The 24,615-nt window shown below is 38.0% G+C and carries 19 protein-coding genes and 10 tRNA genes; 23 read left to right on the forward strand and 6 right to left on the reverse strand.

Features of this window, described 5'->3' with window-relative positions; genetic code table 11:
* Nucleotides 1–98 precede the first annotated feature (98 nt).
* Nucleotides 99–347: a hypothetical protein gene (locus tag I6F40_RS14135; protein ID WP_007580368.1), complete on the forward strand. Its 249-nt coding sequence runs from the start codon at nt 99–101 to the stop codon at nt 345–347.
* A 91-nt stretch (nt 348–438) separates the two neighbouring features.
* Here I6F40_RS14135 and I6F40_RS14140 read toward each other — a convergent pair whose 3' ends face one another.
* The 3 genes from I6F40_RS14140 to I6F40_RS14150 form a co-directional block, all read right to left on the reverse strand.
* Nucleotides 439–1,194: a DUF1266 domain-containing protein gene (locus I6F40_RS14140; protein WP_024593049.1), complete on the reverse strand. Its 756-nt coding sequence runs from the start codon at nt 1,192–1,194 to the stop codon at nt 439–441.
* The gene (locus I6F40_RS14145; protein ID WP_024593048.1) at nt 1,187–3,289 is read right to left on the reverse strand and encodes a CDC27 family protein; all 2,103 of its coding nucleotides are present in this window, start codon (nt 3,287–3,289) and stop codon (nt 1,187–1,189) included. Before I6F40_RS14145 ends, I6F40_RS14140 begins: the two co-directional genes overlap by 8 nt.
* Nucleotides 3,290–3,377: 88 nt before the next feature.
* On the reverse strand, nt 3,378–5,036 hold the full coding sequence (locus I6F40_RS14150; RefSeq protein ID WP_024593047.1) for an Hsp70 family protein: 1,659 nt from the start codon (nt 5,034–5,036) through the stop codon (nt 3,378–3,380).
* A 357-nt stretch (nt 5,037–5,393) separates the two neighbouring features.
* Here I6F40_RS14150 and I6F40_RS14155 point away from each other — a divergent pair, with 357 nt between their 5' ends.
* On the forward strand, nt 5,394–6,230 hold the full coding sequence (locus tag I6F40_RS14155; protein ID WP_197193087.1) for a hypothetical protein: 837 nt from the start codon (nt 5,394–5,396) through the stop codon (nt 6,228–6,230).
* A gap of 175 nt (nt 6,231–6,405) precedes the next feature.
* Here the strand turns inward: I6F40_RS14155 and I6F40_RS14160 are convergent.
* Nucleotides 6,406–6,482 (reverse strand) — tRNA-Pro (locus I6F40_RS14160).
* Nucleotides 6,483–6,593: 111 nt separating this feature from the next.
* Nucleotides 6,594–7,217, reverse strand: coding sequence for an arylesterase (locus tag I6F40_RS14165; RefSeq protein WP_197193088.1), 624 nt, complete (start codon nt 7,215–7,217; stop codon nt 6,594–6,596).
* On the opposite strand from I6F40_RS14165, the gene I6F40_RS14170 reads away from it, so the two are divergent.
* The 21 genes from I6F40_RS14170 (at nt 7,218) to I6F40_RS14270 (ending at nt 21,272) form a co-directional block, all read left to right on the forward strand.
* On the forward strand, nt 7,218–7,931 hold the full coding sequence (locus I6F40_RS14170) for an ABC transporter ATP-binding protein (RefSeq protein WP_165728877.1): 714 nt from the start codon (nt 7,218–7,220) through the stop codon (nt 7,929–7,931). It begins immediately after the preceding gene.
* Nucleotides 7,921–10,422 carry an ABC transporter permease gene (locus I6F40_RS14175; protein WP_197193089.1) on the forward strand — a complete coding sequence of 834 codons (2,502 nt, stop codon included), beginning with the start codon at nt 7,921–7,923 and terminating at the stop codon, nt 10,420–10,422. The genes I6F40_RS14170 and I6F40_RS14175 overlap by 11 nt, the downstream gene beginning before the upstream one ends.
* A gap of 131 nt (nt 10,423–10,553) precedes the next feature.
* Nucleotides 10,554–11,078: a crossover junction endodeoxyribonuclease RuvC gene (gene ruvC / locus I6F40_RS14180; RefSeq protein WP_002960649.1), complete on the forward strand. Its 525-nt coding sequence runs from the start codon at nt 10,554–10,556 to the stop codon at nt 11,076–11,078.
* A 2-nt stretch (nt 11,079–11,080) separates the two neighbouring features.
* The gene (gene ruvA, locus I6F40_RS14185; RefSeq protein ID WP_002960647.1) at nt 11,081–11,698 is read left to right on the forward strand and encodes a Holliday junction branch migration protein RuvA; all 618 of its coding nucleotides are present in this window, start codon (nt 11,081–11,083) and stop codon (nt 11,696–11,698) included.
* Nucleotides 11,699–11,705: 7 nt separating this feature from the next.
* Complete coding sequence (gene ruvB, locus I6F40_RS14190) at nt 11,706–12,713, forward strand: Holliday junction branch migration DNA helicase RuvB (RefSeq protein WP_197193090.1); 1,008 nt, start codon at nt 11,706–11,708, stop codon at nt 12,711–12,713.
* Nucleotides 12,714–13,688: 975 nt separating this feature from the next.
* Nucleotides 13,689–14,393 carry a protein TolQ gene (gene tolQ / locus I6F40_RS14195; RefSeq protein ID WP_007580384.1) on the forward strand — a complete coding sequence of 235 codons (705 nt, stop codon included), beginning with the start codon at nt 13,689–13,691 and terminating at the stop codon, nt 14,391–14,393.
* Nucleotides 14,380–14,808, forward strand: a complete 429-nt coding sequence (gene tolR / locus I6F40_RS14200; protein ID WP_007580386.1) for a protein TolR — start codon at nt 14,380–14,382, stop codon at nt 14,806–14,808. Before tolQ ends, tolR begins: the two co-directional genes overlap by 14 nt.
* Nucleotides 14,809–14,812: 4 nt before the next feature.
* Nucleotides 14,813–15,739 carry a cell envelope integrity protein TolA gene (gene tolA, locus I6F40_RS14205; protein WP_197193091.1) on the forward strand — a complete coding sequence of 309 codons (927 nt, stop codon included), beginning with the start codon at nt 14,813–14,815 and terminating at the stop codon, nt 15,737–15,739.
* A gap of 9 nt (nt 15,740–15,748) precedes the next feature.
* On the forward strand, nt 15,749–17,107 hold the full coding sequence (tolB, locus tag I6F40_RS14210; protein WP_166379435.1) for a Tol-Pal system beta propeller repeat protein TolB: 1,359 nt from the start codon (nt 15,749–15,751) through the stop codon (nt 17,105–17,107).
* A gap of 34 nt (nt 17,108–17,141) precedes the next feature.
* Complete coding sequence (pal, locus tag I6F40_RS14215) at nt 17,142–17,684, forward strand: peptidoglycan-associated lipoprotein Pal (RefSeq protein ID WP_166379433.1); 543 nt, start codon at nt 17,142–17,144, stop codon at nt 17,682–17,684.
* A gap of 13 nt (nt 17,685–17,697) precedes the next feature.
* Nucleotides 17,698–18,447 carry a tol-pal system protein YbgF gene (gene ybgF, locus I6F40_RS14220; RefSeq protein ID WP_197193092.1) on the forward strand — a complete coding sequence of 250 codons (750 nt, stop codon included), beginning with the start codon at nt 17,698–17,700 and terminating at the stop codon, nt 18,445–18,447.
* A 226-nt stretch (nt 18,448–18,673) separates the two neighbouring features.
* A tRNA-Lys gene (locus tag I6F40_RS14225) sits at nt 18,674–18,749 on the forward strand.
* Nucleotides 18,750–18,819: 70 nt separating this feature from the next.
* A tRNA-Lys gene (locus I6F40_RS14230) sits at nt 18,820–18,895 on the forward strand.
* An 83-nt stretch (nt 18,896–18,978) separates the two neighbouring features.
* Nucleotides 18,979–19,054: transfer RNA gene (locus I6F40_RS14235), tRNA-Lys, on the forward strand.
* A gap of 84 nt (nt 19,055–19,138) precedes the next feature.
* Nucleotides 19,139–19,214, forward strand: a tRNA-Lys gene (locus I6F40_RS14240).
* 135 nt (nt 19,215–19,349) lie between these two features.
* Nucleotides 19,350–19,425: transfer RNA gene (locus I6F40_RS14245), tRNA-Lys, on the forward strand.
* A gap of 24 nt (nt 19,426–19,449) precedes the next feature.
* Nucleotides 19,450–19,525, forward strand: a tRNA-Lys gene (locus I6F40_RS14250).
* Between the two features lie 83 nt (nt 19,526–19,608).
* A tRNA-Lys gene (locus I6F40_RS14255) sits at nt 19,609–19,684 on the forward strand.
* Nucleotides 19,685–19,747: 63 nt separating this feature from the next.
* Nucleotides 19,748–19,823 (forward strand) — tRNA-Lys (locus I6F40_RS14260).
* 141 nt (nt 19,824–19,964) lie between these two features.
* The gene (nadA, locus tag I6F40_RS14265; RefSeq protein WP_197193093.1) at nt 19,965–21,005 is read left to right on the forward strand and encodes a quinolinate synthase NadA; all 1,041 of its coding nucleotides are present in this window, start codon (nt 19,965–19,967) and stop codon (nt 21,003–21,005) included.
* Nucleotides 21,006–21,182: 177 nt separating this feature from the next.
* A tRNA-Ser gene (locus I6F40_RS14270) sits at nt 21,183–21,272 on the forward strand.
* A 70-nt stretch (nt 21,273–21,342) separates the two neighbouring features.
* On the opposite strand, the gene I6F40_RS14275 is transcribed toward I6F40_RS14270, so the two are convergent.
* A complete protein-coding gene (locus I6F40_RS14275; RefSeq protein WP_197193094.1) occupies nt 21,343–24,021 on the reverse strand; it encodes a CHASE domain-containing protein in 2,679 nt (892 codons plus the stop codon).
* Between the last annotated feature and the right edge of the window lie 594 nt (nt 24,022–24,615).

Genomic DNA, 24,615 nt, shown 5'->3' on the forward strand with positions numbered 1-24,615 from the left:
AACCTGAGCCAAGGGTTTAAGTTTTTGGCTCTTCTCTATAAAATAGCCACCATAATGATTTAAAAGCCTAGCCAAGGCCTTACTAAAAGAGTTTTAAAATGAATAATGAAAATGACGTAATTGATACTTTAGCCGAACTAGAAAGCTTTTTAATAGATGTCGAAAACGGTGGTTTTGGACTTAAAGGTGTTGCCGGTGTTGGTATGGCCACTAATAACAAAGATGGCAGCCGTTTTGTTGCTGTGTTTGACGATAATCAAAAGCTACTTTTAGCACGCATGATTACAGAAGACGTATTCCAAACAGGCCAAGACATGGTACGTAATGGTGTAGGACGCAAGCACTAATACTGATACTAACTAGACTGAATAACTCTGCTGCAAAAGGAGTTATTCAATCTGTATTTATAAAATCAAAATATTGTAGTTTCAATTGGGATCAAAAGTCTATTTTCCAATCTAATTGGCACCATGGGTGCTCGTCATCAGCTAATATACTTTGCAATGTAGCAGCCGTATCATTTATTTTTTCAAATAAATCATGACTAAAATTAAAATCAGGGTTTGGCTCGCTGTACATTTCTTGAGTTTTAATTTTCTGCCATATACACCGACCAACTACATAACTAGTTGCATATTCTTGCCAGCTAACAAATAAGGTCTGTGCCAGTTTTCCAATATGCTTGAGGTAACACCATGCTTCTTCTTCAGTTAAAAAATTAATGGTAACACCACAACGACACAAAAAAGCATAGCGACCAATATCAAAAGCTCTAATACCACAACGAGCCAGTGAGATTTTATGTATTCCTGCCCAGTCAGACATAATACCTATAGGCGTATTTTGATAGGCGGTAAATTTATCTTCAATGTTGTATGTTGCTAATAAATCATTTCTGGTGAGTTCAGCCATGCAGCTCATAAAAACTTGGCTATTTGACGTGTTATAAAAAACATTTAAAGTTTCAATCAATTCTTCTTTTGTTGTAACGCCATAACCATTATCTAAAATACTTAAATTTCCTTTAGCAATAGCCTCGTCAGTATAGTTTTTATTATGATGTTTTAGGACATCCAATGAATAGCCATTTTGCATTGAAAGGTGCCCTGAGAGGCTAATAAGCCATAATTTTTGCTCTGAGCTTAAGTCCGTATCATCCTTAATTACACAAGGTACTTCACTTTGATTATGCATCTACAATCTCCTTTGTTGTTTGTAGTTTTAAGCATATATCGTTGTAATTAGCATGCATTGGTTGCCCAAGTTCAACGAGCTTTTCACAACACTCCACTGCAAATTCAAGTGAGTATATCCCAAGCCTCTGATCACCATATTTATCTGCAGCTAATAGTAATACGGGTATTGCTTCATTATATTGCTCTAACGCCGCTAGCGATCGGCCTTTGTAATAGTAAGCTTGTGGTAAATTAGAAAACTCGCTAATTGCAATGTTTACAAGCTTAATACAGGTATCAAAATCATCTATATCAAAAGCTAAGTGAATAAACTTTAAGCTCCAACTTGGTTGGTGTGTGATTTTTGGCATAGCTTGTTTAATCGCATAAATAGCGGCTTGTTTTACTTGCTTCTTAACAGCTTCGTTTTCGATATTTACTAATTTAGCCATTAACGCATGTAGCATTGCCCAAGCATATTGCTGTTTATACTCTAAATCTGGATATAGGGCGTAACCCATTGGTTTAGTGGGTTTTCCATCATGGTCAGTCGCTGGGAGATCTAATGTTTTGAGTTCTAATTGTGAGTATATATTCTCTTGTACAGAACCTAGTACACGAGGGGTTTTGTAAAACTTATTAGGAGATGGCTGTATTTTTTTAGCTATAGTTTCCATTATCAAATTAAAATCAATTGAGTCTGGGCAGTAGATAAATAAATCAACGAGTAGTGGCCAAGGATCTACCAGCTTTTGTAAATGAAGATTCATAAAGGCGATAAAAACGTCAAATGCTTCATCTAAGCGTTCTAGCTTAGCAAGGCATAAAGCTTGCAAATAATTACAATTAGCGTCAAAAACCAAAGAGTATGTTTGAGTCGTTATTAACGCATCTTGATAGCGACCATTTTCAAATTGCAACGTCGCTATTTTAAGCGCGTTACTTTCCTCATTTTTTTTAAGATCTTTTATGTAGTGTCGACGAGCGATAATCAAAGCAGAGCGAAGGTCTATTTCCTCAGGACGAATATAAAAATAAGAGTTTAAAAATATATAAGCTTTTTCATAATCTTTAAGGTGCAAATAACACAGACCAATCTCTTTAGTCATCTTCATCGCATAAAAACTTTTTATAAGTTCTCGCTGCGCAAGATAAATAGTGAGTGCAATATCATAGTTTTCAAGCTTAAATTCTGCGTGTGCTTGTAAATCTCGCAGGTGTTCTATGCTTGCATCGGTAGGTGGCGGTAACGAGCCAACTAACTTACTGATTTCTGTGTATGCATCCAATGTCCATAAATAGTTAGCCACATAAAGATAAAGTGACTCGTCATTATAAAATACCAAATTGACTCGCTGCATTAATATCATTAGCTGCTTTGCTGTCAGCTTAGAATATATACATTGTTCTTCTATTAAGTTACGTAACTGAAGATGCTGATGCAGTTGTTCAAAGCTAATATCCTCATCAATATTTGATGGTGATTCTATACGCAGTGGTAGGCTCTGAATATAATGGTGCAGTGCAATAGCAAGTTCACGGTAGTGATTATTTTTACTAGTGACGAGTTCGCTAGAGATTTTTATACTCTCATCTAAAAACTTAAATACCGTGGCAGATAAAAAGTAATGCTCTGACAAGAAATCAATTAAAGTGAATAAGACTTGCTGACTTTGATCAACATCCCAAAATAATGGGGCTGAAAATAATAACTTCCATTGTTCAACATCGCTACGAGATGACACATTACAATATAATTCATTGAGCGCTATTTGCAGCTCTGCAATAGAGCGAACACAATTGAGTTCAATTGGTTGAGGCTTAACAATTTCAACTTCTGTAGATGCAGAGGAGGGCGCTTCTTCATCAAAAAATGACTCGTTAGTAACCCCTTGTTTTTCGTACTCGTCTTCAAATACTTGATTGGGTGCTTTGTCTTCATTTTGAGTAGGTTGTTTAGCCTCTTTAATGGCTAACTCGTATGCTTTGCGTAAATCTTTAAATTCTTGAGGGAACTCAGCTGGCGATGTTTTTTTTAGCAGCTCTGTATAAGCGAGTTTAATAAGGCGTTTATCTGTTGTGGCTTCAATGCCTAATATTTTCCAATGGTTCATTACTTCACTCTTTATTTAATGCATGTAATTTTTTAACTGAAACTATTTTTTATTAGTTAACTTTAATAACTAACTTTAATAGCTAATTTTAATAACTAAGATAGCGCTTTATATTTTCGATCATACGTTCTATTTTGTGGTTATCGTGTGTTTCCAATACTTCCATAAATTGGCCAATAGCCTCGCCAATTTCACGCCTTTTATCTCCTAGGTTTTCTTGAAACAAGCGCTCTAATTTTGCTTTAAATGCAGTATTTACCAGTTTATCTTTAGGCAAAACCTTAAGTGCGTTAAGTCGTGCAAAACGTTCACGCAATTCACTTTCGCTCAGGCTTTCTTCATTTTCACCTACATAAGTACGGTATTTTTTGCCACTTGCAACATTAGTCACTTCAACCTCAAGTACACCATTCAGGTCGTAGGTATAAGTTAAATATAACTCTTGTACTATATTTAACTGCTCAAGCTCTATTTCTAAATCACCTAAAAAAACATTATCTTTAGGGAGGTAATGTTCACCTTGGTAAATTTTAATTAGGACTTTTTCTTGTTCTGGGTGAGCTGAATAAACAGAACGAGTTTCGCTTACGGGAATAGTTGCGTTACGCTCTATAATAGGTAAAAACTCAGACTGACCATGTTTATTATTTACCTCAACTCCTAAAGTGAATGGGCAAACATCAGTCATTATTACATCTTTTAATTCTTTATCACGTGCGCTCATACCTGCCTGAATTGCAGCACCGGTGGCAATAGCATGGTCAGGGTTATATTGGGTTTGTGGTATACGTGAAAATACACGACTAATTTGCTGCTGAAAAATAGGCATACGTGTAGCGCCACCAACAAGAATAAGCCCATCAACGTCTTCAAGTGTTAAATCGGCGTCAGACATAGCACGGTTAATAGGAAACTTAATACGTTCTATTAACTCGCTACACAATGTACGGTAATCTTCGAGCGTGAGAGTATATGGGTATGTTTTTTCTTTATATTCAAAGTTAAAACTCGCTACTGGCTCGTTAGTTAATTGGCACTTTAAGCGCTCACACAAAGACCAAATATTACGATTTTCACTATCTGAGAAAAAACCTCTGTATAAATCATTTTTCTTATAAAGGTCTTCTTCAATTACGTTAGTAAAGTCGTTACCGCCTAGGTAGTTATCACCTGCTGAGGCGTGTATTTCAAAAATATCGTTAAACACCTCAATAACCGACACATCAAATGTACCGCCACCAAGGTCCAGTACTAAGTAAGTTTGCTCACAGTCTTTATTATCGAGCCCATAAGCGAGTGCGGCGGCGGTGGGTTCGTTAAGTAATCGCTCAACTTTTAAACCTGCAAGCAAAGCGGCTTGTTGCGTTGCTTGGCGTTGTTTATTATTAAAATAGGCAGGTACCGAAATAACAGCCTCAGTGATTGGCTCTTGCAAATAATGTTCGGCTTGCTCTTTTAGGCTTTTTAATAAAATGGCAGATAATTCCGTTGCGCTATAATTTTGTTCGCCCAATGAAAAGGTTTTATCAGTGCCCATAAAACGTTTAAATTCTGAAATGGTATGTGCAGGGTGTGTTGCTAATCGATCCCTAGCGGCTTGGCCTACAAGAATATAATTGTCTTCCGACAAGCCAACAATTGAAGGAACGAGCACATTACCCTCCATATCCGGAATTAACTTAACCGCGTTATCTTGCCATATTCCCACTACGCTATGAGTTGTACCGAGATCTATCCCTATTTTCATTTTATTTCCCTTACTGAATGACTTAAATCATCGCTATGCTAAGTTACTTAATACAGAGCCTTAAATTCAACTTAGTTTCGCACCGATGCCATTGTACAGTTTAATTAAAAACCTATTATTAATATCTGATTGAAAATTATACGCTTAACTTTATTTTATTCAAAATGTCAACGAGCGGGTGTTTATTTAATGTATAAGGAAAACTTAATTGAAGAACAGCCACATTCTAGGTATTACTTAAGAACTGTGCAGATTTACTGTTAGTGAAGTCAGGTTATTAAATATTAAAGAGTAACTTACTTTCAAACAGCATTAAGGGGGGTATTATAAAACCTTAAAGTTTAGCAAGGAGAGATTATGGAACTTTACATTCAATTTGCATGTAGCAAATGTGGTGAAGAAGTTTATTTTAAACATTATATAGACGATTTTAATGTGCCTACACCTGGTAGTTCTAAAGATAATATAGGTGAAGATTTAATAACAAATGCCTGTAAACGGTGTGGTGATAACAGAAATATTATAGTTAATTATGACGTTAGTTCAGCTGCGTTTTTTGTTGCGAATAACGAAGCACTTCTAGCAACCGATGATGATTACACACTGAAAAGAGCATATATAAATGCAATTTATTCGTTAAATGAGCTTCAAGAAGCTGATGTAAACTATACAGATTTCATAGGACGACTTTTTTTCACACACTCAATAACAATTTTAGAAACATATTTATCTGATCTATTTAAGTTTTATATAAATAGTAACTTCGGTTGCTTTTTGAAGTTTATTGAAAGCTCAAAGGATTTGAAGAGTGAAAAGTTTACTTTAGTGGACTTTTTAACCAATAAGAATTTACCACTTCAAAAAGTCAACTCAAGGCTAGATGAACTTTTATTTCATAACATAGGTGTTGTATCTGCATTATTCGAAGGGGTATTCAATCTAAAAATTAATGATGTCATTGGTAAAGAAAATAGAAGTTCCTTAGAGAGGCTTATTAGCTATAGGCATGATTGTGTTCATCGAAATGGACGAACAAAAAGTGGTGAGAATATCTTTACTGATAGGGATGTGAATATGAAAATATTTGATGAGATGAAAAAGACTATTCATAGAATCCATCTAGCAGTATTAAATTTAGAGATAGAAATTAACAGTAAGCAAAGGTACTTATGGAATCATATGGATCGAATGTAATTTTGGTGCCATTAGCTCTATTCCTATATTCCACGCAGCCAGACCGCAAGTGTGGAAATAAATTGAAATAGGTAGAGTTCGATAAATGTGCGATATGTAAGCAATAACTACAATTTAATAATAGGATAAAGTATATAGTATTATTTATAGCTCATTATTCTAGGAAGGATTTAATTGGTCGGTATGGAGAGATTCGAACTCTCGACCCCTGCCACCCCATGACAGTGCGCTACCAAGCTGCGCCACATACCGACTTTGTATGCAATAGTACGTGTATTTTTTTAAAAATCAATAAGCGATTGTTTGTTTGGATGTTTATTACGCAAGAGGCATAAAGTAGCACTCTTGCGGTGTATTAATTGGCTAGTCTTTATTTAACCACTTTTTGATCGAGTCATACATCTCATCTCGTATTAATGGCTGGGCTTTTTTGTTAGGGTGTAAACTATCGTTTTGCATTAGATCAGATTGGCTGGCAATATCTAGCATAAAAAAGTTCATTAAATATGCATTTGTTTCTTCGCTAACGTCTGTAAAAGTGTCTGTAAACATTTTGCTGTAGCGCGGGCCGTAATTAGGGGGAATGTAAATCTCCATTAATGCGGTCATCGCATTAGCTGCTTGGCTTTTTTGAATAAGAGACGTTAAGTTAGTTTGCATTTTTTTAACTGGAAAACCACGTAAACCGTCGTTAGCACCTAGCTCAATAAGTACATGAGAGGGTTCGTATTGCTCAAGCAATGCATCTAAACGGCGCAGCGCGCCGCCAGATGTTTCGCCACTAATACTGGCGTTGATAAGTTCTATGTCGGCTTGTTCGTCGTCGTATTTATCTTGTAACAATTTTACCCAGCCTTCTTCTTGTTGAAGTCCGTAGGCTGCGCTTAAACTGTCACCGAGTATTAAAATCGTGTTGTCGGCTGCTGCGCTCAGCGGTTTGGTAACTAAAAATAAAATGAATACTAAACGTAGGATTGAATGAGTCATATGTCAGCGCTTTCTCAATTAAATATAATTCAGGTTAATGGTTTGTCTAAAGTAGTCTCTACCTTTGAAGGTGAGCTGCCCATCCTCAGCGACATCAGCTTTAATGTCAAGCATGGCGAGTCTGTTGCTATTGTTGGCACATCGGGCTCTGGTAAATCTACGTTACTCAGTTTATTAGCAGGGCTGGACACTGCAAGCAGCGGCGAAATATTTTTAGATGGCGAGCCATTACACAATTTAGATGAAGAAGAACGTGCTGCACTGCGCGCGGCTAAAATTGGATTTGTGTTTCAATCGTTTATGTTAGTACAAAGCTTAACTGCACTAGAAAACGTTATGCTTCCAGCAGAACTTGCTGGCGAAAGTGATGCGAAAGAGCAAGCAATTGCCTTACTTGAAAAAGTAGGTTTGAGCCATCGAATTGATCATTATCCGTCGCAGCTATCTGGCGGTGAGCAACAACGTGTTGCTATTGCGCGAGCATTTATTGGTACACCTAAAATACTGTTTGCTGATGAGCCTTCGGCTAACTTAGACAGCAAAAACGGTAAAATGATTGAATCCTTATTATTCGATTTAAATACTCAACATGGCACTACGCTTATTTTAGTTACTCACGATGAAGGGCTTGCACAAAAATGTGAGCATATTATTCAAATAGAAGCGGGTTTACTGGTAAAAAGCGAAGTAGAGGACGTTGCCGATGTGGGTTAAGTTAGCGCTTAAGTTATTTTCGCGAGAATTTCGCCGTGGTGAGTTAACCGTTATAAGCGCGGCTATCGCACTTGCTGTTTTAACCGTGCTTACACTGTCGATGGTTACTGAGCGAATAGGGCAAAGTATTGCGCAAAAAAGCAGTGCTTTTATTGCTGCAGACCGTGTTCTTGCAAGCGATCATGTTCTCGACACTGCTTTTATTACTAAAGCACAAAGCCAAAATTTAAAAACGGCACAAATGGTGTATTTCGACACTATGTTGTTTGCCGATGATGAAATGCAGTTTAGCTCAGTAAAAGCGGCATCTAATGCGTATCCGCTAAAAGGGCAGTTAAAAGTTAAAGACACTTTAACAGGTGAAACTAAGGTTGCTAATAGCGGACCAACGCCTGGTAATGTGTGGCTAAGTGAATCAGTATTTTACAGTTTAAATATTGATATAGGCGCGCAAGTAGAGCTTGGCGCTGCATTATTTAATGTTTCAAAAGTGATTGTAGAAGAGCCCGATGCGCCATTTAATGTATTTTCGAGCAGCCGCCGCGTGCTTATTAATATTGGCGATGTGGCAAAAACCGAAGTTGTGCAGCCAGGTAGTCGTGTTTATTATCGCCAACTTTATGCAGGTAGTGAGGCCGATATAAATAGCTTTTACGAGTGGCTTAAACCACAAATGAAAGAAAACCAACAATGGTACGGCGTTAAAGACCGTCAATCACCTATTTCAAATAGTTTAAACCGTGCAGAGAGCTTTTTATTACTTGCCGGCCTATTAGGTATTATTTTAGCCGCAGTGGCTATAGCCGTTTCAGCAAAACGTTATTGTGAACGACAATACGACCCAGTAGCGATGATGAAAACGCTAGGCGGTAGCCGTTCAATGATCCGCAAAATATACATGCTCCATTTATTGCTTGTATGTGCAATGGCGGTAAGCATTGGGCTTTTAATTGGTTATGGCTTGCAAGAAACAGCAACAAGTTACTTATCAAAAAGTATGGGCACAGAGCTACCTTTAGGTGGCTTTAAACCGTGGCTGGTGGCTATTAGCACTGGCGTAATTTGTGCTGTTATGTTTTCTATTAAACCGTTATTTGATTTATTTGATATTCCACCGCTTAGAGTGCTGCGCCGTAACTTAGGTGACAAGTTGGCAGTAAGTCGTGTGCATTTAGGCATGAGTGCGCTAACTGTGTTTTTATTAATGTGGTTATTTAGTAACAACATAAAAATAACGCTTATTTTGTTTGCCTCAACGCTTGCGCTAATTGGTGTGTTGTTTTTGATATCTAAATTAATATTTGGTGGCGGTCGAAAATTAGGGCTTAAGCCAGGTAACAGTTGGTCGCTTGCAATTGCATCTATTCAAAAGCGTGCAAATGTGAACGCGGTACAGTTAATTAGTTTTTCGTTAGCGATTAAATTACTGCTGTTTTTAGTGGTACTTAAAAACGACATGATATCTGATTGGCAGTCGCAACTTCCTGCCGATGCGCCTAATGCGTTTTTAGTTAATATTACGCAAAATGAGCTTGAGCCAATTAATGAATATTTAGCTCAAAAAGATATTCAAGTATCAGAGTTTTATCCCACTATTCGTGGGCGCGTAAATGCGGTGAACGGCGAGTTGGTAGCACGTTCTGTATCGCTGCAAGACAACGAGAAAAAAGACGAAGAAGCACGTGCCGGTATTGGCCGTGAGCTAAACCTTACATGGCTTAAGGATGTACCAGATCAAAACGAAGTAACACAAGGCGCGTGGTTTGGTGAAAATGCAACAGCCGAAGCCTCAGTAGAGGAGTCGATGCTTGAGCGTTTAGATGTTGAAATAGGCGACACGCTTACATTTTTAATTGGTTCGCAGTCGTTCGACGCTAAAATTACCAGTGTTCGTAAAGTTAATTGGGCTACGCTTAAACCTAACTTTTTTATTATTTTAAGCCCAGATGTACTTGCAGATTTTCCGGCAACGTATATTTCGTCGGTACGCATAAACCCAGAGCAAAAGCGTGACTTTAGCCAGTTACTGCGCACTTACCCAACTATTACAGCCATTGACATTGATAACTTTGTTAAGCAAATACAAACAACTATTTCGCAAGTATCGCTCGCCATTGGCTTTGTACTGGCTATTGTAGTGCTGTGTGGAGCGCTTGTACTTATATCGCAAGTGCAAGCTAGCTTGGGTGAACGTATGCAAGAAATTGTAATACTACGAACACTTGGTGCTAAAAGCCGATTAATTAAAAACGCGACCTTGTATGAGTTTTTATTACTCGGTGGTTTAGCCGGTTTAGTCGCAGCATTTTTTAGTGATATAGCACTTTTAATTGTGCAGCAACAAATGTTTGATTTAGCCGGTAAGCTACACCCACATATATGGATTATTGGGCCGGTAGCGGGCGGAGTATTTGTAGCAGGTTTAGGCTATTTAATGATTGCTCGAACACTTAAACAAAACACTCAAGGATTAGTGCGTGCCCTAGGGTAAGCTTAAACTAACATGCTCCTTCTAATGCCCACCTAACACGTGGGCATTTTTGTTTTCTTTGTACTGGTAATTTATACAGTGCTCTGGCATTATTAGCGTAATTTAAAAATAACAATAATGAGAATGCAAGTTTGGCCATTATTTTAGGGATCGATCCTGGTTCACGTTTGACCGGATATGGCGTTGTTGCCCACCAAGGTTCTAAATTTACATACTTAGGCAGTGGCTGTATTAAGCTAGCTGATCATCCTTTTCCGGTTAGACTTAAAATGATCTACCAAGGCATTACACAGCTTATTGAGCAGTTTTCACCAGAAACCTTTGCCATCGAAAAAGTATTTATGGCGCATAACCCCGATTCTGCTTTAAAGCTTGGCCAAGCTAGAGGCGCTGCTATTGTAGGCGCTGCAATGGCCGACTTGCCCGTATTTGAATATTCAGCTAGGCAAATTAAGCAAGCAGTAGTAGGTAACGGTGGTGCAGATAAAACTCAAGTGCAACACATGGTAAAAAATATTTTAAAACTACCCGGTACGCCACAGGCCGATGCAGCTGATGCACTCGCTATTGCGATTTGCCACGCTCACTCAGAACAAAATTTAATTAAACTAGCGGGTAGCGCAAGCAAAACCGTTAGAGGACGATTAAGGAAATAACTATGATAGGCCGCTTAAATGGTATTTTAGTCGAAAAACAGCCACCAGAAATATTACTCGAAGTAAGTGGTGTCGGTTACGAAGTACAAATGCCAATGACCTGTTTTTACGATTTACCAAAAATTGGTGAAAACGCGATTGTTTACACCCACTTTGTAGTGCGTGAAGATGCTCAGCTATTATTTGGTTTTAATAATAAAGTTGAGCGTGCCTTGTTTAGAGAGCTATTAAAAGCAAATGGCGTTGGTCCAAAACTTGGCTTAGCTATTTTATCGGGCATGTCGGCAAAGCAATTTGTAAGCTGTGTAAATAACGAAGACTCAACGTCGCTAGTTAAATTACCCGGTGTAGGTAAAAAAACAGCCGAGCGTTTAGTACTCGAAATGAAAGACAGATTAAAAGATTGGGGTAATGATTTATTTACGCCATTTAGCGACAGCGCAGTAATAGAGCCAATGAGCGATGCGACAATAGCTAATAACGCAGCCGATGATGCCGTATCGGCACTGCTTGCATTAGGTTATAAATTGCCACAAGCTCAAAAAGCAGTAAAATCGATAAGCAAACCCGATATGTCTACTGAGGTTCTTATTAGAGAATCTTTAAAATCAATGTTGTGAGTAACCCATGATTGAAGCGGATCGCTTAATTGATGCGACTGAAAAAACAAATGAAGACTCTATAGATCGTGCAATAAGGCCTAAACTTTTAGCCGACTACAGAGGCCAGCCTCATGTTAAGCAACAAATGGAAATTTTTATTGAAGCTGCCCGAACCCGTGGTGAAGCGCTCGATCATTTATTAATATTTGGCCCACCTGGGCTTGGTAAAACCACGCTTGCAAATATTGTCGCCAACGAATTACACGTAAGTATTAAAACAACATCAGGCCCTGTACTTGAAAAAGCAGGCGATTTAGCTGCACTACTTACCAATTTAGAAGAAGGCGATGTACTTTTTATCGATGAAATACACAGGCTAAGCCCGCAAGTTGAAGAAATACTGTATCCAGCAATGGAAGACTACCAGCTTGATATAATGATTGGTGAAGGCCCAGCTGCGCGTTCTATTAAATTAGACTTACCTGCATTTACACTTATTGGTGCCACTACGCGAGCAGGCTCGCTTACATCGCCACTACGTGACCGTTTTGGTATTGTGCAGCGATTAGAGTTTTATTCTGTAGAAGATTTGTCGCACATAGTCGGGCGCTCTGCACATTATCTTGGTTTAGAAATGTGTGACAATGGCGCAACCGAAATTGCACAACGCTCGCGCGGTACACCACGTATTGCAAACCGTTTATTACGTCGTGTACGCGATTACACACAGGTAAAATCTGACGGTACAGTAAACGCCGAAGTAGCTAAGCAAGCGCTTGATATGATTGACGTAGATAAAAGTGGCTTTGATTATATGGATCGCAAATATTTACTCGCCATAATTGAAAAATTTATGGGCGGCCCAGTAGGGCTCGACAATGTTGCTGCAGCTATTGGTGAAGAGCGTGAAACAATAGAAGATGTGATAGAACCATTTTTAATTCAGCAAGGATTTATTCAGCGTACTCCGCGTGGGCGAATAGTGTCTGACAGTGCATACCATCACTTTGGTTTACTTCCTAAAAAAGACTAGCCTCATACACATTACTTGCTGTGGTTTATTGCGCAGCAGGTAATTGACTTAGTACCCCTTTCTTTCAAATATTTATACAAGTTGGTATTTTACCCAAAACCTCAACACACTGTTGCAAATGTTACTTAAAAATTTATGCGCTTTATGGTTAACTGTTAATTCACAGGGCGTTAAGACTCGCGAAGCTATCCTGCCTTTCGCTCAAACTAGTAAGCGAATTACTTATCGTAGATTGAGTAAAGCGATTATTAGTTTATAAATATAGTGTGTAGCGTAGTAAATTGCAGGCAAAAAAAGCCCGCAAAAAATGCGGGCAAACAACAAGTTGAAGGAAGTAATCCAGGGAACTACGTTTTACTTAATTTGGTTTTATCCAGAAAGAGTAAAACAATGTAATACGATAAAATATCATATTACTAAGAACTTGGCTTAATGAAGCTATCTCATTCAGTGCGCTAGTTCGGTATGGGAGAATAATACGTAAGATCACCTTTTTATTCAAACTAGAAAATTTGTATTTTCAGATTATAAAAACTAATCCGGTGAATTTTATTGTTGTTTTAATCTTGCGCGTTAATTAATCGTTAAATTTATAAGGTTATGAAATTTATAGCTTAAGTGATGACTTTCATTGTGGCTCGGTATTAGTTTTACTATTACATTAAGACGGGGCTGACAACTTTTGAGTGTTTATGCTCTTATTTTGAATAAACGACGCATTTTATGACGTTTTGCTTATATATTTACGCATATTTATAGTTAGCGAGTTTATTTAAAAGATTAAATAAACTGCTGAAGCAAAGGGAAATGCTAACTAAAGCTGTTTTTTAACGTTTTTTGTTGCCTATTCATAGCAATATCGTTGTCAGCTTGAAATGGAGTAGATACACTAGATGCAACTTTTGGCCGTGTAAGCGGTCATATCTACACAAATTAATCAATTTGCCGTATTTTGAAATTACTTAGGAGTTTAACGTGGGATCAGGGCTTAATTTTTTAGATCTAATTTTAGAAGCAAGTTTGCTTGTTCAGTTAGTAATGTTAGGGCTAGTTGCCATGTCTGTAATGTCGTGGACAATTATATTTCAGCGTAAAAAAGCAATATCAGATGCACTATCAAATGCTAAGAAATTTGAGCAAAAATTTTGGTCCGGTATTGATTTAAGCAAATTGTATAACGAAATATCGTCACGCAGCGGTCAGTCTCAAGGAATTGAAGCCTTATTTACTTCAGGCTTTAAAGAGTTTGCTCGTCATAAAAAGAATACATTTCAAAGTGCGAGTATTGTTATGGAAGGGACGCACCGTTCTATGCGTGTTGCGCTTTCTCGTGAAATTGAAAAAATTGAATCTAGCTTATCGTTTTTAGCAACGGTAGGTTCTATTAGTCCGTATATCGGTTTGTTTGGTACAGTGTGGGGTATTATGAATGCCTTTATTGCACTAGGTGAAGTTAAGCAAGCTACATTACAAATGGTAGCACCCGGTATTGCAGAGGCACTTATTGCGACTGCTATGGGTTTATTCGCGGCAATCCCGGCCGTTATTGCTTATAACCGTTTTTCAAACAGTGTTGAAAAGCTTGAGTCTCACTATATTAACTTTATGGAAGAGTTTGCTAATATTTTACACCGTCAAGCAGCTACACAAATAGAGGCACAAGCGAATGTATCAGCGTAAAAAGCGCCGTCCGGTCGCAGAAATTAATGTAGTACCTTACATTGATGTAATGTTGGTATTACTTATTATATTTATGGCAACAGCACCGCTTATTACACATGGTGTAAAAGTTGATTTACCTAAAATGGAAGAGTCTGATTTAGTTGATACTAAAGATACTCCGCCCATTATTGCTTCAATTGATGCAGAGGGTAAATATTATGTAAGCGTAGGTACTGATCCAGAAGAACCTATGGAAGCACTTGATGTAGCTGCGGTTATAAAATTACAGTTAATGAAAAACCCTGATGTGCCGGTCATGATCAAAGGCTCGGGTAAGGTGTCGTATCAAGAAGTATTATTACTAATGGATTTTTTGAAAAACGCAGGCGTACCATCAGTAGGATTAATGACTGAATCCTTTGAGGGGAAGTAGCTGTATGAATAGTTCAGTAGTAAAATCGATAGTACTTCATTTAGGAATTGGTGGTTTTTTGTATGCGTCTGCAAATATTCATCCGCCAGCACCTAAAGTAATGGAAGTAACGCTTAATTCGGCTATACCTACGCCAGATAAAGCGGTGTCGGCTGTTACAGTTGATCAAAAGCAAGTTGAGCAAAAAATTGCTGAGCTTCAAAAGAAAGAAAAAGATAAAAAAAGTGCTGAAGACAAACGTATCCGCGATTTAGAACGCAGAGCGGCAAATGCACGTAAGCAACGCGAATCTGAATCTAGGCATATTAAAAAGCTAGAGCTAGAGCGTAAAGCTAAAGAAAAAGAAACTGCCGAGGCGCAAGCACAAGCTAAAAAAGCACGTGCTATCGAGCAAAAAGAGCGCGCTAAAGCTAAGCAAGCTGAGAAGCAAAAGCAAGAAGCTGAAAGTGCAGCAAAAGCAGCTGCTGATAAACGTAAAACCGAAGAAGACGCACTTAAAAAAGCAGAAGCTGAACGTAAAAAACGTGAAGAGGAAGCTAAAGAGCGTGCAGCCGAGGCAGAACGTAAACGCCAGCAAGCAATGCAAGAGCAAATGTTACAAGAGCAACTTGCCAAAGAGCAGGCTGCCCGTAGTAAAATACGTCAGCAACAAGTGGTGAGCGAAGTTGATAAGTACCGTGCATTAATTATGGCGCGTATTCAGCAAAACCTTCTGATTGATCAAAAAATGAAAAACCAACAGTGCCGAGTCAATATTCGTTTAGGCTTTAATGGTTTGGTGACTCAAGTTAAATCATTAGGCGGCGACAAGTTGGTATGTGAAGCTGCATTAAGAGCTGTGCGTATGGCCGACACATTACCGGTATCTAAAGATAAAGACGTATTCGAACAACTTAAGAATATCAATTTAACAATCAAGCCAGAATTTTAAAGGAATGATATGTTCAACAAAATAAAGACAGCCTGTTTAGTGTTACTTTTTGGGTTTATGGGTGTTGCTAATGCAGCCCTTGAAATTGTAATAACTGAGGGTGTAGATGGTGCAAGACCTATCGCTATAGTACCTTTTAAATATCAAGGTATAGGTCCAATCCCTGAAGAATTAAGCAGTGTTATTGCTGCCGATTTAATGCGCAGCGGAAAATTTAAACCTGTAGATGTAGCGCAAATGCCACAACAGCCAAGTAAAGATGGCGAGATTGATTACGCATCTTGGGTTAATAAAGGGGTTGAAGCCATATTGGTCGGCGAAGTTGAACAGCAAACTAATGGGCGTTACTTGGTTCGTTATGAGTTGGTTGATGTTATTCGCGGCCAAATTACCGGTGGCAATACACAAATGATGAGCAATGGTAAATTAATTAAAAGCCAAGGTCATATTTTAGAAGCGCGTGAAAGTGTTATTGGTGAAAGTGGCTTCCGCCGTTACTCGCACCGAATCAGTGATGTTATTTACGAAAAATTGACTGGCGAGAAAGGTGCATTTTTAACTAAAATTGCTTATGTAATAGTACGAGATAATGACCCTAAGCCGTATCAACTCGTTGTTGCTGATTATGATGGTTTTAATGAGCAGGTGTTACTTCGCTCAAAAGAGCCATTGATGTCGCCAGCATGGTCACCAGATGGTACTAAGCTAGCGTACGTAACGTTTGAAAACCGTCAAAGCCAGATTTATATTCAAGATATATACACCGGTAAACGCGAAATAATAGCAAGTTACCGTGGTATTAATGGTGCCCCGCAGTTCTCACCAGATGGTAAAAGGCTATTATTAGTGCTTTCTAAGGATAAAACGGGTGCAACAGAAATCTACATGCTTGACTTAGCTACACGCAAAGAAACACGCTTAACAAATCACCGTAGCATAGATACTGAGCCATCTTGGCATCCAAATGGTCAAGATATCGTATTTACATCTGAAAGGGGTGGTAATGCTCAGATTTATAAGTTAAATTTAAAAACAGGTCGGTCACAACGACTCACCTTTGATGGAGATATGAATCTTGCCGGTTCTATATCTCCAGATGGAAAAGAATTAGTGATGGTTAACCGTACTAACGGGCAGTACCATCTTGCTAAGAAAGAGCTGGCTACAGGTGCGTTCCAAGTATTAACAAGAACACGCCTAGATGAATCACCGAGCATAGCGCCAAATGGTTCGATGATTATATATAGCACGCTTCATAATAATAAACAGGTACTTGCGCTAGTATCGATGGACGGCCGTTTTAAAGCACGGTTACCTGTGCTAGACGGACAAGTAAAGGCACCAGCTTGGTCGCCATACTTACAGTAATATTACTGGTTTACTCAAAATAGGAATCTACTCAATGCAACTTAACAAAATACTTAAAGGCCTGCTAATTGCTGTGCCAGTAATGACATTAGCAGCTTGTAGCTCATCTTCAGATATAGACGAAGGTGCTGCAAATCAATCAAATCAAGGCGTTGTTGAGCAATCAATGAACAATGATACAGTTGAAGTAGCGACAATTTCTCCAGAACAACAAGCCGAAGAGCAACTTCGTCAAAAATATGAAGCACTTCGTCAAGAGCAAGTAATCTACTTCGATTTTGATACTGCAACAGTTGAAAGCAAGTATGCAGACTTACTTCGTGCACATGCTGAGTTTTTAGTTCAAAACTCATCTGTTAAAGTACTAATCGAAGGCCACGCAGATGAGCGCGGTACTCCTGAGTACAATATTGCACTAGGTGAGCACCGTGGCCAAGCAGTTGAAAAATACCTATTAAGCTTAGGTGTTTCAGCTAGCCAAATGTCAGTAGTAAGCTACGGTGAAGAGAAGCCAATGGTTAAGTCTCGCACTGAATCAGCTTTCGCTAAAAACCGCCGTGCGGTACTAGTTTACTAAGATAAGAGATATTATGAAGCCGAAAATCATTTTGGCAGCCATGATATTGAGCGGGAGCACCCAGTTAATGGCTGCTCCCGCTCCTGTTTCAGAAGCTGCGAGTTCACAATCAAGTATTGAGAAGCGATTAGCGTCGCTTGAGAATATGATGCAGTCGCGTAACTTTTTGCAAGTTGAGTTACAGCAACAGCTTAACTTGTTACAAGACGAAGTAAGCCAAATTCGAGGTGTAACCGAAGAGCAAAGCTACAAGCTCGAAAAAGTACTGCAGCGTCAGCGTGAGCTGTATCAAGAAATTGAAAACCGCGTGAGCCAAGCTTATACACAGCCAGCAGCAGCTCCTGTAGCTAATCATACGCAGCCAAACGATGCACAGACCTACAGCAATGATTTGTCTGAAAACGAAGCGTATGAGCGTGCTGTCGCGTTAATAATGAAAGATAAACGCTATGATCAAGCAATTCCTGAGTTTCAAACGTTTTTAACTACTTATCCAAATTCTGTCTATGCGTCTAACGCGCATTATTGGCTAGGGCAGTTGCTTACTATTAAGAATGACGGCGTAAAAGCGGTGGAGCACTTTAAAGTGGTTGTTAACGAATTCCCAAATTCAAATAAACGCCCTGATGCAATGTTAAAGTTAGGCACGCTTTTACAGGATCAAGGTTCAACAGCACAAGCACAGAGAATATTGAGCGATCTTATCAATCAATACCCGAGTACAACTGCTGCAAAACTAGCAACTGATCGTTTAGGAAACTAAAGTTCACTGGCGATTAAATTTCTAGTTAAGGCGAGCAAACTACATGGAAACTCTCGAAGAATCTTGGATTTGCATGTAGTTTGAGCACAAACGGTTTAATTTTGTGCATCTAGACATAAAAACTTAAAAAAAGAGACAATTTCGGTTGCACTCATTTTATAAATAAGTATTATAAGCGCCCGCAGCAAACGAATGGTTACCCCACTCGAAATGCGACGAAAAGAGCGGGTTATTAGCTCAGTTGGTAGAGCAGTTGACTTTTAATCAATTGGTCGATGGTTCAAATCCATCATAACCCACCATTCTTAGAATGGTCTTTTATCGGCGGATTTACGTAGAATACTAAGTTGTTATAAAACGCAACGTCAGAGCGGGTCATTAGCTCAGTTGGTAGAGCAGTTGACTTTTAATCAATTGGTCGATGGTTCAAATCCATCATGACCCACCATTCTTTATTCCTTGTGAATAGTGTTTGGCATCAATCGGCGGATTTACGCAGGCTTAACTTAGAAATAAGTTAGCAACTGGAACGGGTTATTAGCTCAGTTGGTAGAGCAGTTGACTTTTAATCAATTGGTCGATGGTTCAAATCCATCATAACCCACCATTCTTTATTCCTTTGAATAGTGATTGGTTCCAATCGACGGATTTACGTAAAGTAATAAGTTGCATTTAAACGCAACAATAGAGCGGGTCATTAGCTCAGTTGGTAGAGCAGTTGACTTTTAATCAATTGGTCGATGGTTCAAATCCATCATGACCCACCATNGTTGACTTTTAATCAATTGGTCGATGGTTCAAATCCATCATGACCCACCATCCTTTATTCCTTGTGAATACTGTTTGGTATAAATCGGCGGATTTACGTAAGCTTCATTCATAATTGAATAAGTGCATAGAGCGGGTTATTAGCTCAGTTGGTAGAGCAGTTGACTTTTAATCAATTGGTCGATGGTTCAAATCCATCATAACCCACCATTCTATGAAAAGTTATATAAGAGCGGGTCATTAGCTCAGTTGGTAGAGCAGTTGACTTTTAATCAATTGGTCGATGGTTCAAATCCATCATGACCCACCATTCTTTATTCCTTGTGAATAGTGTTTGGCATCAGTCGGCGTATATACGTAGGCTTCATTCTTAATTGAATAAGTGCATAGAGCGGGTTATTAGCTCAGTTGGTAGAGCAGTTGACTTTTAATCAATTGGTCGATGGTTCAAATCCATCATAACCCACCATTCTATGAAAGTATTAATCGGCGGATTTACGCAGCTTTTTACAAAGCAGATTTATATTAGAGCGGGTCATTAGCTCAGTTGGTAGAGCAGTTGACTTTTAATCAATTGGTCGATGGTTCAAATCCATCATGACCCACCACTCTCTAATACTTTCCTTTATATTCTTTTTTAATTTCCCACTTTATTTTTTATAAACAGCCTTACTAGTTTGCTGTTATTTGCTTTCATATTCTCGTATAATTCGCCCTAATTAATGCACTGTAGATAAGTGGTCGAGAACATGAGTCTAGCTCAAACTATTATGCCTGAAGGTTATATTTTCCCCCCTAAGCCAGCACCGTTAACACAAGACGAGCAAGGCGAATATAAAGCGCGTATAAAACAATTACTAAAAGACAAAAATGCTGTACTTGTTGCCCATTATTATACCGATCCTGAAATTCAAGCACTTGCTGAAGAAACCGGCGGCTGCGTTGCCGACTCGCTAGAAATGGCGCGTTTTGGCGCACGTCACGATGCAGATATGATTATCGTCGCGGGCGTAAAATTTATGGGCGAGACCGCCAAAATTTTAACGCCAAATAAAACGGTTGTTATGCCTACGCTTGAAGCGACGTGTTCGTTAGACATTGGCTGCCCGATAGACGAGTTCTCTGCGTTTTGCGATCAGCACCCTGACCGTAAAGTGGTTGTATATGCAAACACCTCTACGGCTGTTAAAGCACGTGCAGATTGGATTGTAACCTCATCATGTGCACTTGAAATAGTAGAGCACCTTGATGAGCAAGGCGAAAAAATCATTTGGGGCCCAGATAAGCACCTTGGTAGTTATATTCAAAAAAATACCGGTGCTGATATGCTTATGTGGAATGGTGCGTGTATCGTACATGACGAATTTAAAACTAAAGCTCTAAAAGATATGAAAGCACTGCACCCAGATGCAGGCGTATTAGTTCATCCTGAGTCACCAGCAGAAATTGTTGCACTTGCCGATTCGGTTGGCTCTACGAGCCAATTAATTAAAGCAGCGCAAACAATGAACAATAAAAAGTTTATTGTAGCAACCGATCGCGGCATCTTTTATAAAATGCAGCAACTATGCCCAGATAAAGAGTTTTTTGCGGCTCCAACGGCAGGTGAGGGCGCTTCATGTAAAAGTTGCGCACATTGCCCTTGGATGGCAATGAATGGCTTAAAAGCGATTGAGGAAGCCCTCATAAGCCCTAAAGGTAAAGAAGTATTCGTTGATATGGATTTACGCGAAGGCGCACTTAAGTCACTTAATCGCATGCTTGAATTTACTGCGAGCATGGCTAAGTAACTTTTAAAAGTATAAATTAAAAACGGTTAAGTCTTAGATTTAGCCGTTTTTTTGTGCCTATAGGTATGTGTTGCTTGATTAGTAAGCATTTAAAGGCCCAAATTTAAAAATTCCTTGCACCTTAAGAGTCTATTTCATACTATAGCGCGCTGTTGCATTACACAATTGCAGCACTGTGGAGGGATGGCTGAGTGGCTGAAGGCGCACGCCTGGAAAGTGTGTTTAGGTTTATCCCTAACGAGGGTTCGAATCCCTCTCCCTCCACCATTATTCTTAGAGCCCAGTTACTAATATCGAAAGGTATTAGTAACTGGGTTTTTTAATGCCTTTGTAATGACTAACTATTAACTAAATAGAGTGTTGATAACATGCTTACAAGCTCATTTTTTTCAATTGGCTTTGAAACGTAACCATCAAATAACTGCCTGTATATTTCTTTTTGCTCTGTAAAAACATTAGCGGTTAACGCGATAACAATTTGTTCATTATTAAGCGCCTTAATTTTTTTACATGCCTGAAGACCATCCATTTTAGGCATTTGAATGTCCATAAAGATAATGTCTGGCTTGTGTGACTCGTATAATGAGATTGCTTCTAACCCATTGTTGGCAATAATAATGGTGGCTTTTGTAGGCTCAAGCATCGCAGATGCAACAAGCTGATTTATTTTATTATCTTCAGCTAATAAAATAGTTTTTCCAGATAGGTCAGGAAGCTCAACATTTTTTGTTATTAATGTGCTTTCATCAATCTGTGCTTGTTTTAATGATAAGTACACATAAAATTGACTACCTGAATCTAATTGGCTTGTTACTTTAATTTCGCCATTCATTAAACCTATTAATGATTTAGTAATAGGTAAGCCAAGACCTGTACCGCCATATTCACGCGTGGTTGACTGCTCTGCTTGTTCAAAGCGCTCAAATAATCGCTCTATTGCTTGCTCAGAAATTCCAATTCCGGTGTCGGATATACAACAACATATTTTGTTTTCGTCGGTTAGCCAAAACGTTACTGTAACGCCACCTTGCGACGTAAACTTAATCGCATTAGATATTAGGTTTAAAAATATTTGTCTGAGCCTAACGGGGTCGCCTACCCAATGCTTATGCTCAATATTAATTATAAATTTAAGATATATATTTTTATCACTGGCTTGCAGGCCAAGATCAGACTCTAAGTGGTGAATAAGTTCAAAAAGGTCAAACGATTTATATTCTAATGAAAGCTTCCCGGCTTCAATTTTAGAAAAGTCGAGGATATCATTGATAATAGTGGTGAGTGAGCGGGTCGAATAAAGTGATTTTTTTAAATACTCTTTTGATTTTTCATTCAATGGCTGCTCTTGTAGTAACTGTAATGTACCTAGTATGCCATTCATAGGTGTGCGTATTTCGTGACTCATATTTGCTAAAAATTCAGATTTAGCCTGTGATGCCTGTTCAGCTAACTCTTTAGCATGCCCAAGGGCTTGTTCATGATTAATTTGTTCGGTCAAATCGTATGCTACACCCAAATAGCCAACAATTTCATTTTCGTTATTTAATAAAGAGGTAACACTTATATTAACTTGTATGTGCTCGCCTGTAGAAGAAATGTATGTCCACTGATTGATATCAGGCTCTGTAGCCGTTGCTTTTAAGATAAACACTTCAAAACCAGGAGATACGGGTTTATTCAATTCAGTACTAAGTTGTTTAGCTTTTTTTATAATTTCTTCTTTTAAATGAAAAATGCCCGGATTCTCAATTCCAATAATATCTTGCGCTTTATAGCCTAATAACTTTTCAGAGGCGGGATTAAATAAAGTAATTAAGCCGTTTATATCGGTCGCAATAATTGAATAACTGGCACTGTTTAAAATACTTTGTTGAAGCATACTTATATCGGCAATTTCTTTAGTGCGTAATTTTACTTCTTTTTCTAATTTTAAATTTGTTTGTTGCAGCAGATGCTTATTTTGTTTAGCTTTAGTGATTCTTCGTTGTGTTCTTTGTTCTCTACGGTAAAAAAATAGCTGAACGATAAAGGTTATAAATATACAAATAAGCGTATAAAAAATACCATTGACAATAGCCTGGTATTTATTTGGTAAATGGAGTGTTTTAATAAACGCATCTGAGGCACTAAGTGTAATTTTCCATGTTCTCCCCATAACTTCAATCACTTTAGTTGATTGGTAACTAGCAGTCTCGCTTACAGTTCCATAACTAAAAAAATCGACATTAGCGTTTTTACCTATATCACTGATCACTAATCTATTTTCATCGGCTTGTGAAAGTGAGTTTAAAATATTATTGATGAGTAAAGGAGAGTAAGTCCATCCAAGCAATTGCTCTAAACGTTGGCTTTTATTTGTAGGAATAATAATGTTGTTATAAACGGGCAATAAAATTAAAAAACCCTGTTGAGATTCTTTATCTGCTTGGACTAACGTTATAGGTGCCGATAATTGAACTTGATTATTAATTGCAGAGTTTAATGCTGCTTCTTTACGTGTACTTTCCGATGCAATATCGAGTCCTAGAGCCCGTGAATTACTTTGCTCAGGAAATATATACTGAATAATAAAGTGCTCACCACTTTCGTTAGCTAGTTTATTTAGTTTGAATATTTGGCTAGGTCGATCGTATTTTGCAGTTTTTAAGAATTGGGCTAAGTTTTCGGCATTCACTTTTCTTATAAAACCAATACCATTCGCACCTGGGAACTCTTGGGCATAGTTGCGACTGTTAGAGTAATTAGAAATTGTTTGGTAGCTTAAATTATTAACGCCAATGCCATGTATAAATCCTTTTAAACCGTATAGCCCATATTTATATAAGTCGAATCTGCTAGTAACGCCTGTTGATAGTGAAGAAAGGCGGTTGTTAAGAGCTTCATTTATTTTGTTATTAACAGCATCTTGATGTGCAGTGTGGGCAAAGTAAGTTAATACAATACCACTGATGAAAAAAATAGCATGAGTAAGCACTGAGATTAATAATCTTTTACTAATCGGTCGTCCTGAAAACATTAACCCATCCTTTATTATGAATATACTGAACGTATATCTGTTTTATCATCGAAATAAATATAGCACTTATTATTCAGGATACAACTTTGTTATTAATTAGAATATATATATTTAATAAAGGTTTAGAGTAGATGTAATGTAAGAGTTGATTTTACTCATCAAGATAAAATGAACATGTATATAAATATAATAATTTACATGTTCTTTGCTACTTTATAGCCAACAACAAAAGTATTGGCTAAAGGGTGCTGATTTTTATATTTATTGATTTTTTAGTGGAAATTTGCTGCTCATAAAACAACAGATAGCTTTTAGTTTTTGCTCATAACTTTACTTTGATAAGTTTAAATAAAGTAAAATTTTACCAATGTTATGATGTTTTTAAAGGGAGCTATCGTCATAGGTACGAGTAAGCAAGAGACCATGCTCACCTTACTTTTGTAATTCATCCGAAACAAAACAAACACTTAATATTTCATAATATGAAAATTAAAACATTAAAAACTTATATTGTTCTATATTTTAGTAGCGTGAAAGAAAACGTGATTACTTAAAATGTAATTACCTTATGACATGTTTGCCGTGTAGGTCGAA

The organism is Pseudoalteromonas sp. SWXJ133 (assembly GCF_015864365.1).
Taxonomy (GTDB): Bacteria; Pseudomonadota; Gammaproteobacteria; order Enterobacterales; family Alteromonadaceae; genus Pseudoalteromonas; species Pseudoalteromonas arctica.

Excerpts from the sequence above, each read along its gene's own strand:
- I6F40_RS14165 (WP_197193088.1), bottom strand. The coding sequence starts at position 7,217 with ATGACTCATTCAATCCTACGTTTAGTATTCATTTTATTTTTAGTTACC.
- I6F40_RS14135 (WP_007580368.1), top strand. The coding sequence starts at position 99 with ATGAATAATGAAAATGACGTAATTGATACTTTAGCCGAACTAGAAAGC.
- nadA (WP_197193093.1), top strand. The coding sequence starts at position 19,965 with ATGAGTCTAGCTCAAACTATTATGCCTGAAGGTTATATTTTCCCCCCT.
- I6F40_RS14150 (WP_024593047.1), bottom strand. The coding sequence starts at position 5,036 with ATGAAAATAGGGATAGATCTCGGTACAACTCATAGCGTAGTGGGAATA.
- I6F40_RS14145 (WP_024593048.1), bottom strand. The coding sequence starts at position 3,289 with ATGAACCATTGGAAAATATTAGGCATTGAAGCCACAACAGATAAACGC.
- ybgF (WP_197193092.1), top strand. The coding sequence starts at position 17,698 with ATGAAGCCGAAAATCATTTTGGCAGCCATGATATTGAGCGGGAGCACC.
- tolA (WP_197193091.1), top strand. The coding sequence starts at position 14,813 with ATGAATAGTTCAGTAGTAAAATCGATAGTACTTCATTTAGGAATTGGT.
- I6F40_RS14275 (WP_197193094.1), bottom strand. The coding sequence starts at position 24,021 with ATGTTTTCAGGACGACCGATTAGTAAAAGATTATTAATCTCAGTGCTT.
- I6F40_RS14170 (WP_165728877.1), top strand. The coding sequence starts at position 7,218 with ATGTCAGCGCTTTCTCAATTAAATATAATTCAGGTTAATGGTTTGTCT.
- I6F40_RS14175 (WP_197193089.1), top strand. The coding sequence starts at position 7,921 with ATGTGGGTTAAGTTAGCGCTTAAGTTATTTTCGCGAGAATTTCGCCGT.
- I6F40_RS14140 (WP_024593049.1), bottom strand. The coding sequence starts at position 1,194 with ATGCATAATCAAAGTGAAGTACCTTGTGTAATTAAGGATGATACGGAC.
- tolB (WP_166379435.1), top strand. The coding sequence starts at position 15,749 with ATGTTCAACAAAATAAAGACAGCCTGTTTAGTGTTACTTTTTGGGTTT.
- pal (WP_166379433.1), top strand. The coding sequence starts at position 17,142 with ATGCAACTTAACAAAATACTTAAAGGCCTGCTAATTGCTGTGCCAGTA.
- ruvA (WP_002960647.1), top strand. The coding sequence starts at position 11,081 with ATGATAGGCCGCTTAAATGGTATTTTAGTCGAAAAACAGCCACCAGAA.
- I6F40_RS14155 (WP_197193087.1), top strand. The coding sequence starts at position 5,394 with ATGGAACTTTACATTCAATTTGCATGTAGCAAATGTGGTGAAGAAGTT.
- ruvB (WP_197193090.1), top strand. The coding sequence starts at position 11,706 with ATGATTGAAGCGGATCGCTTAATTGATGCGACTGAAAAAACAAATGAA.
- tolR (WP_007580386.1), top strand. The coding sequence starts at position 14,380 with ATGTATCAGCGTAAAAAGCGCCGTCCGGTCGCAGAAATTAATGTAGTA.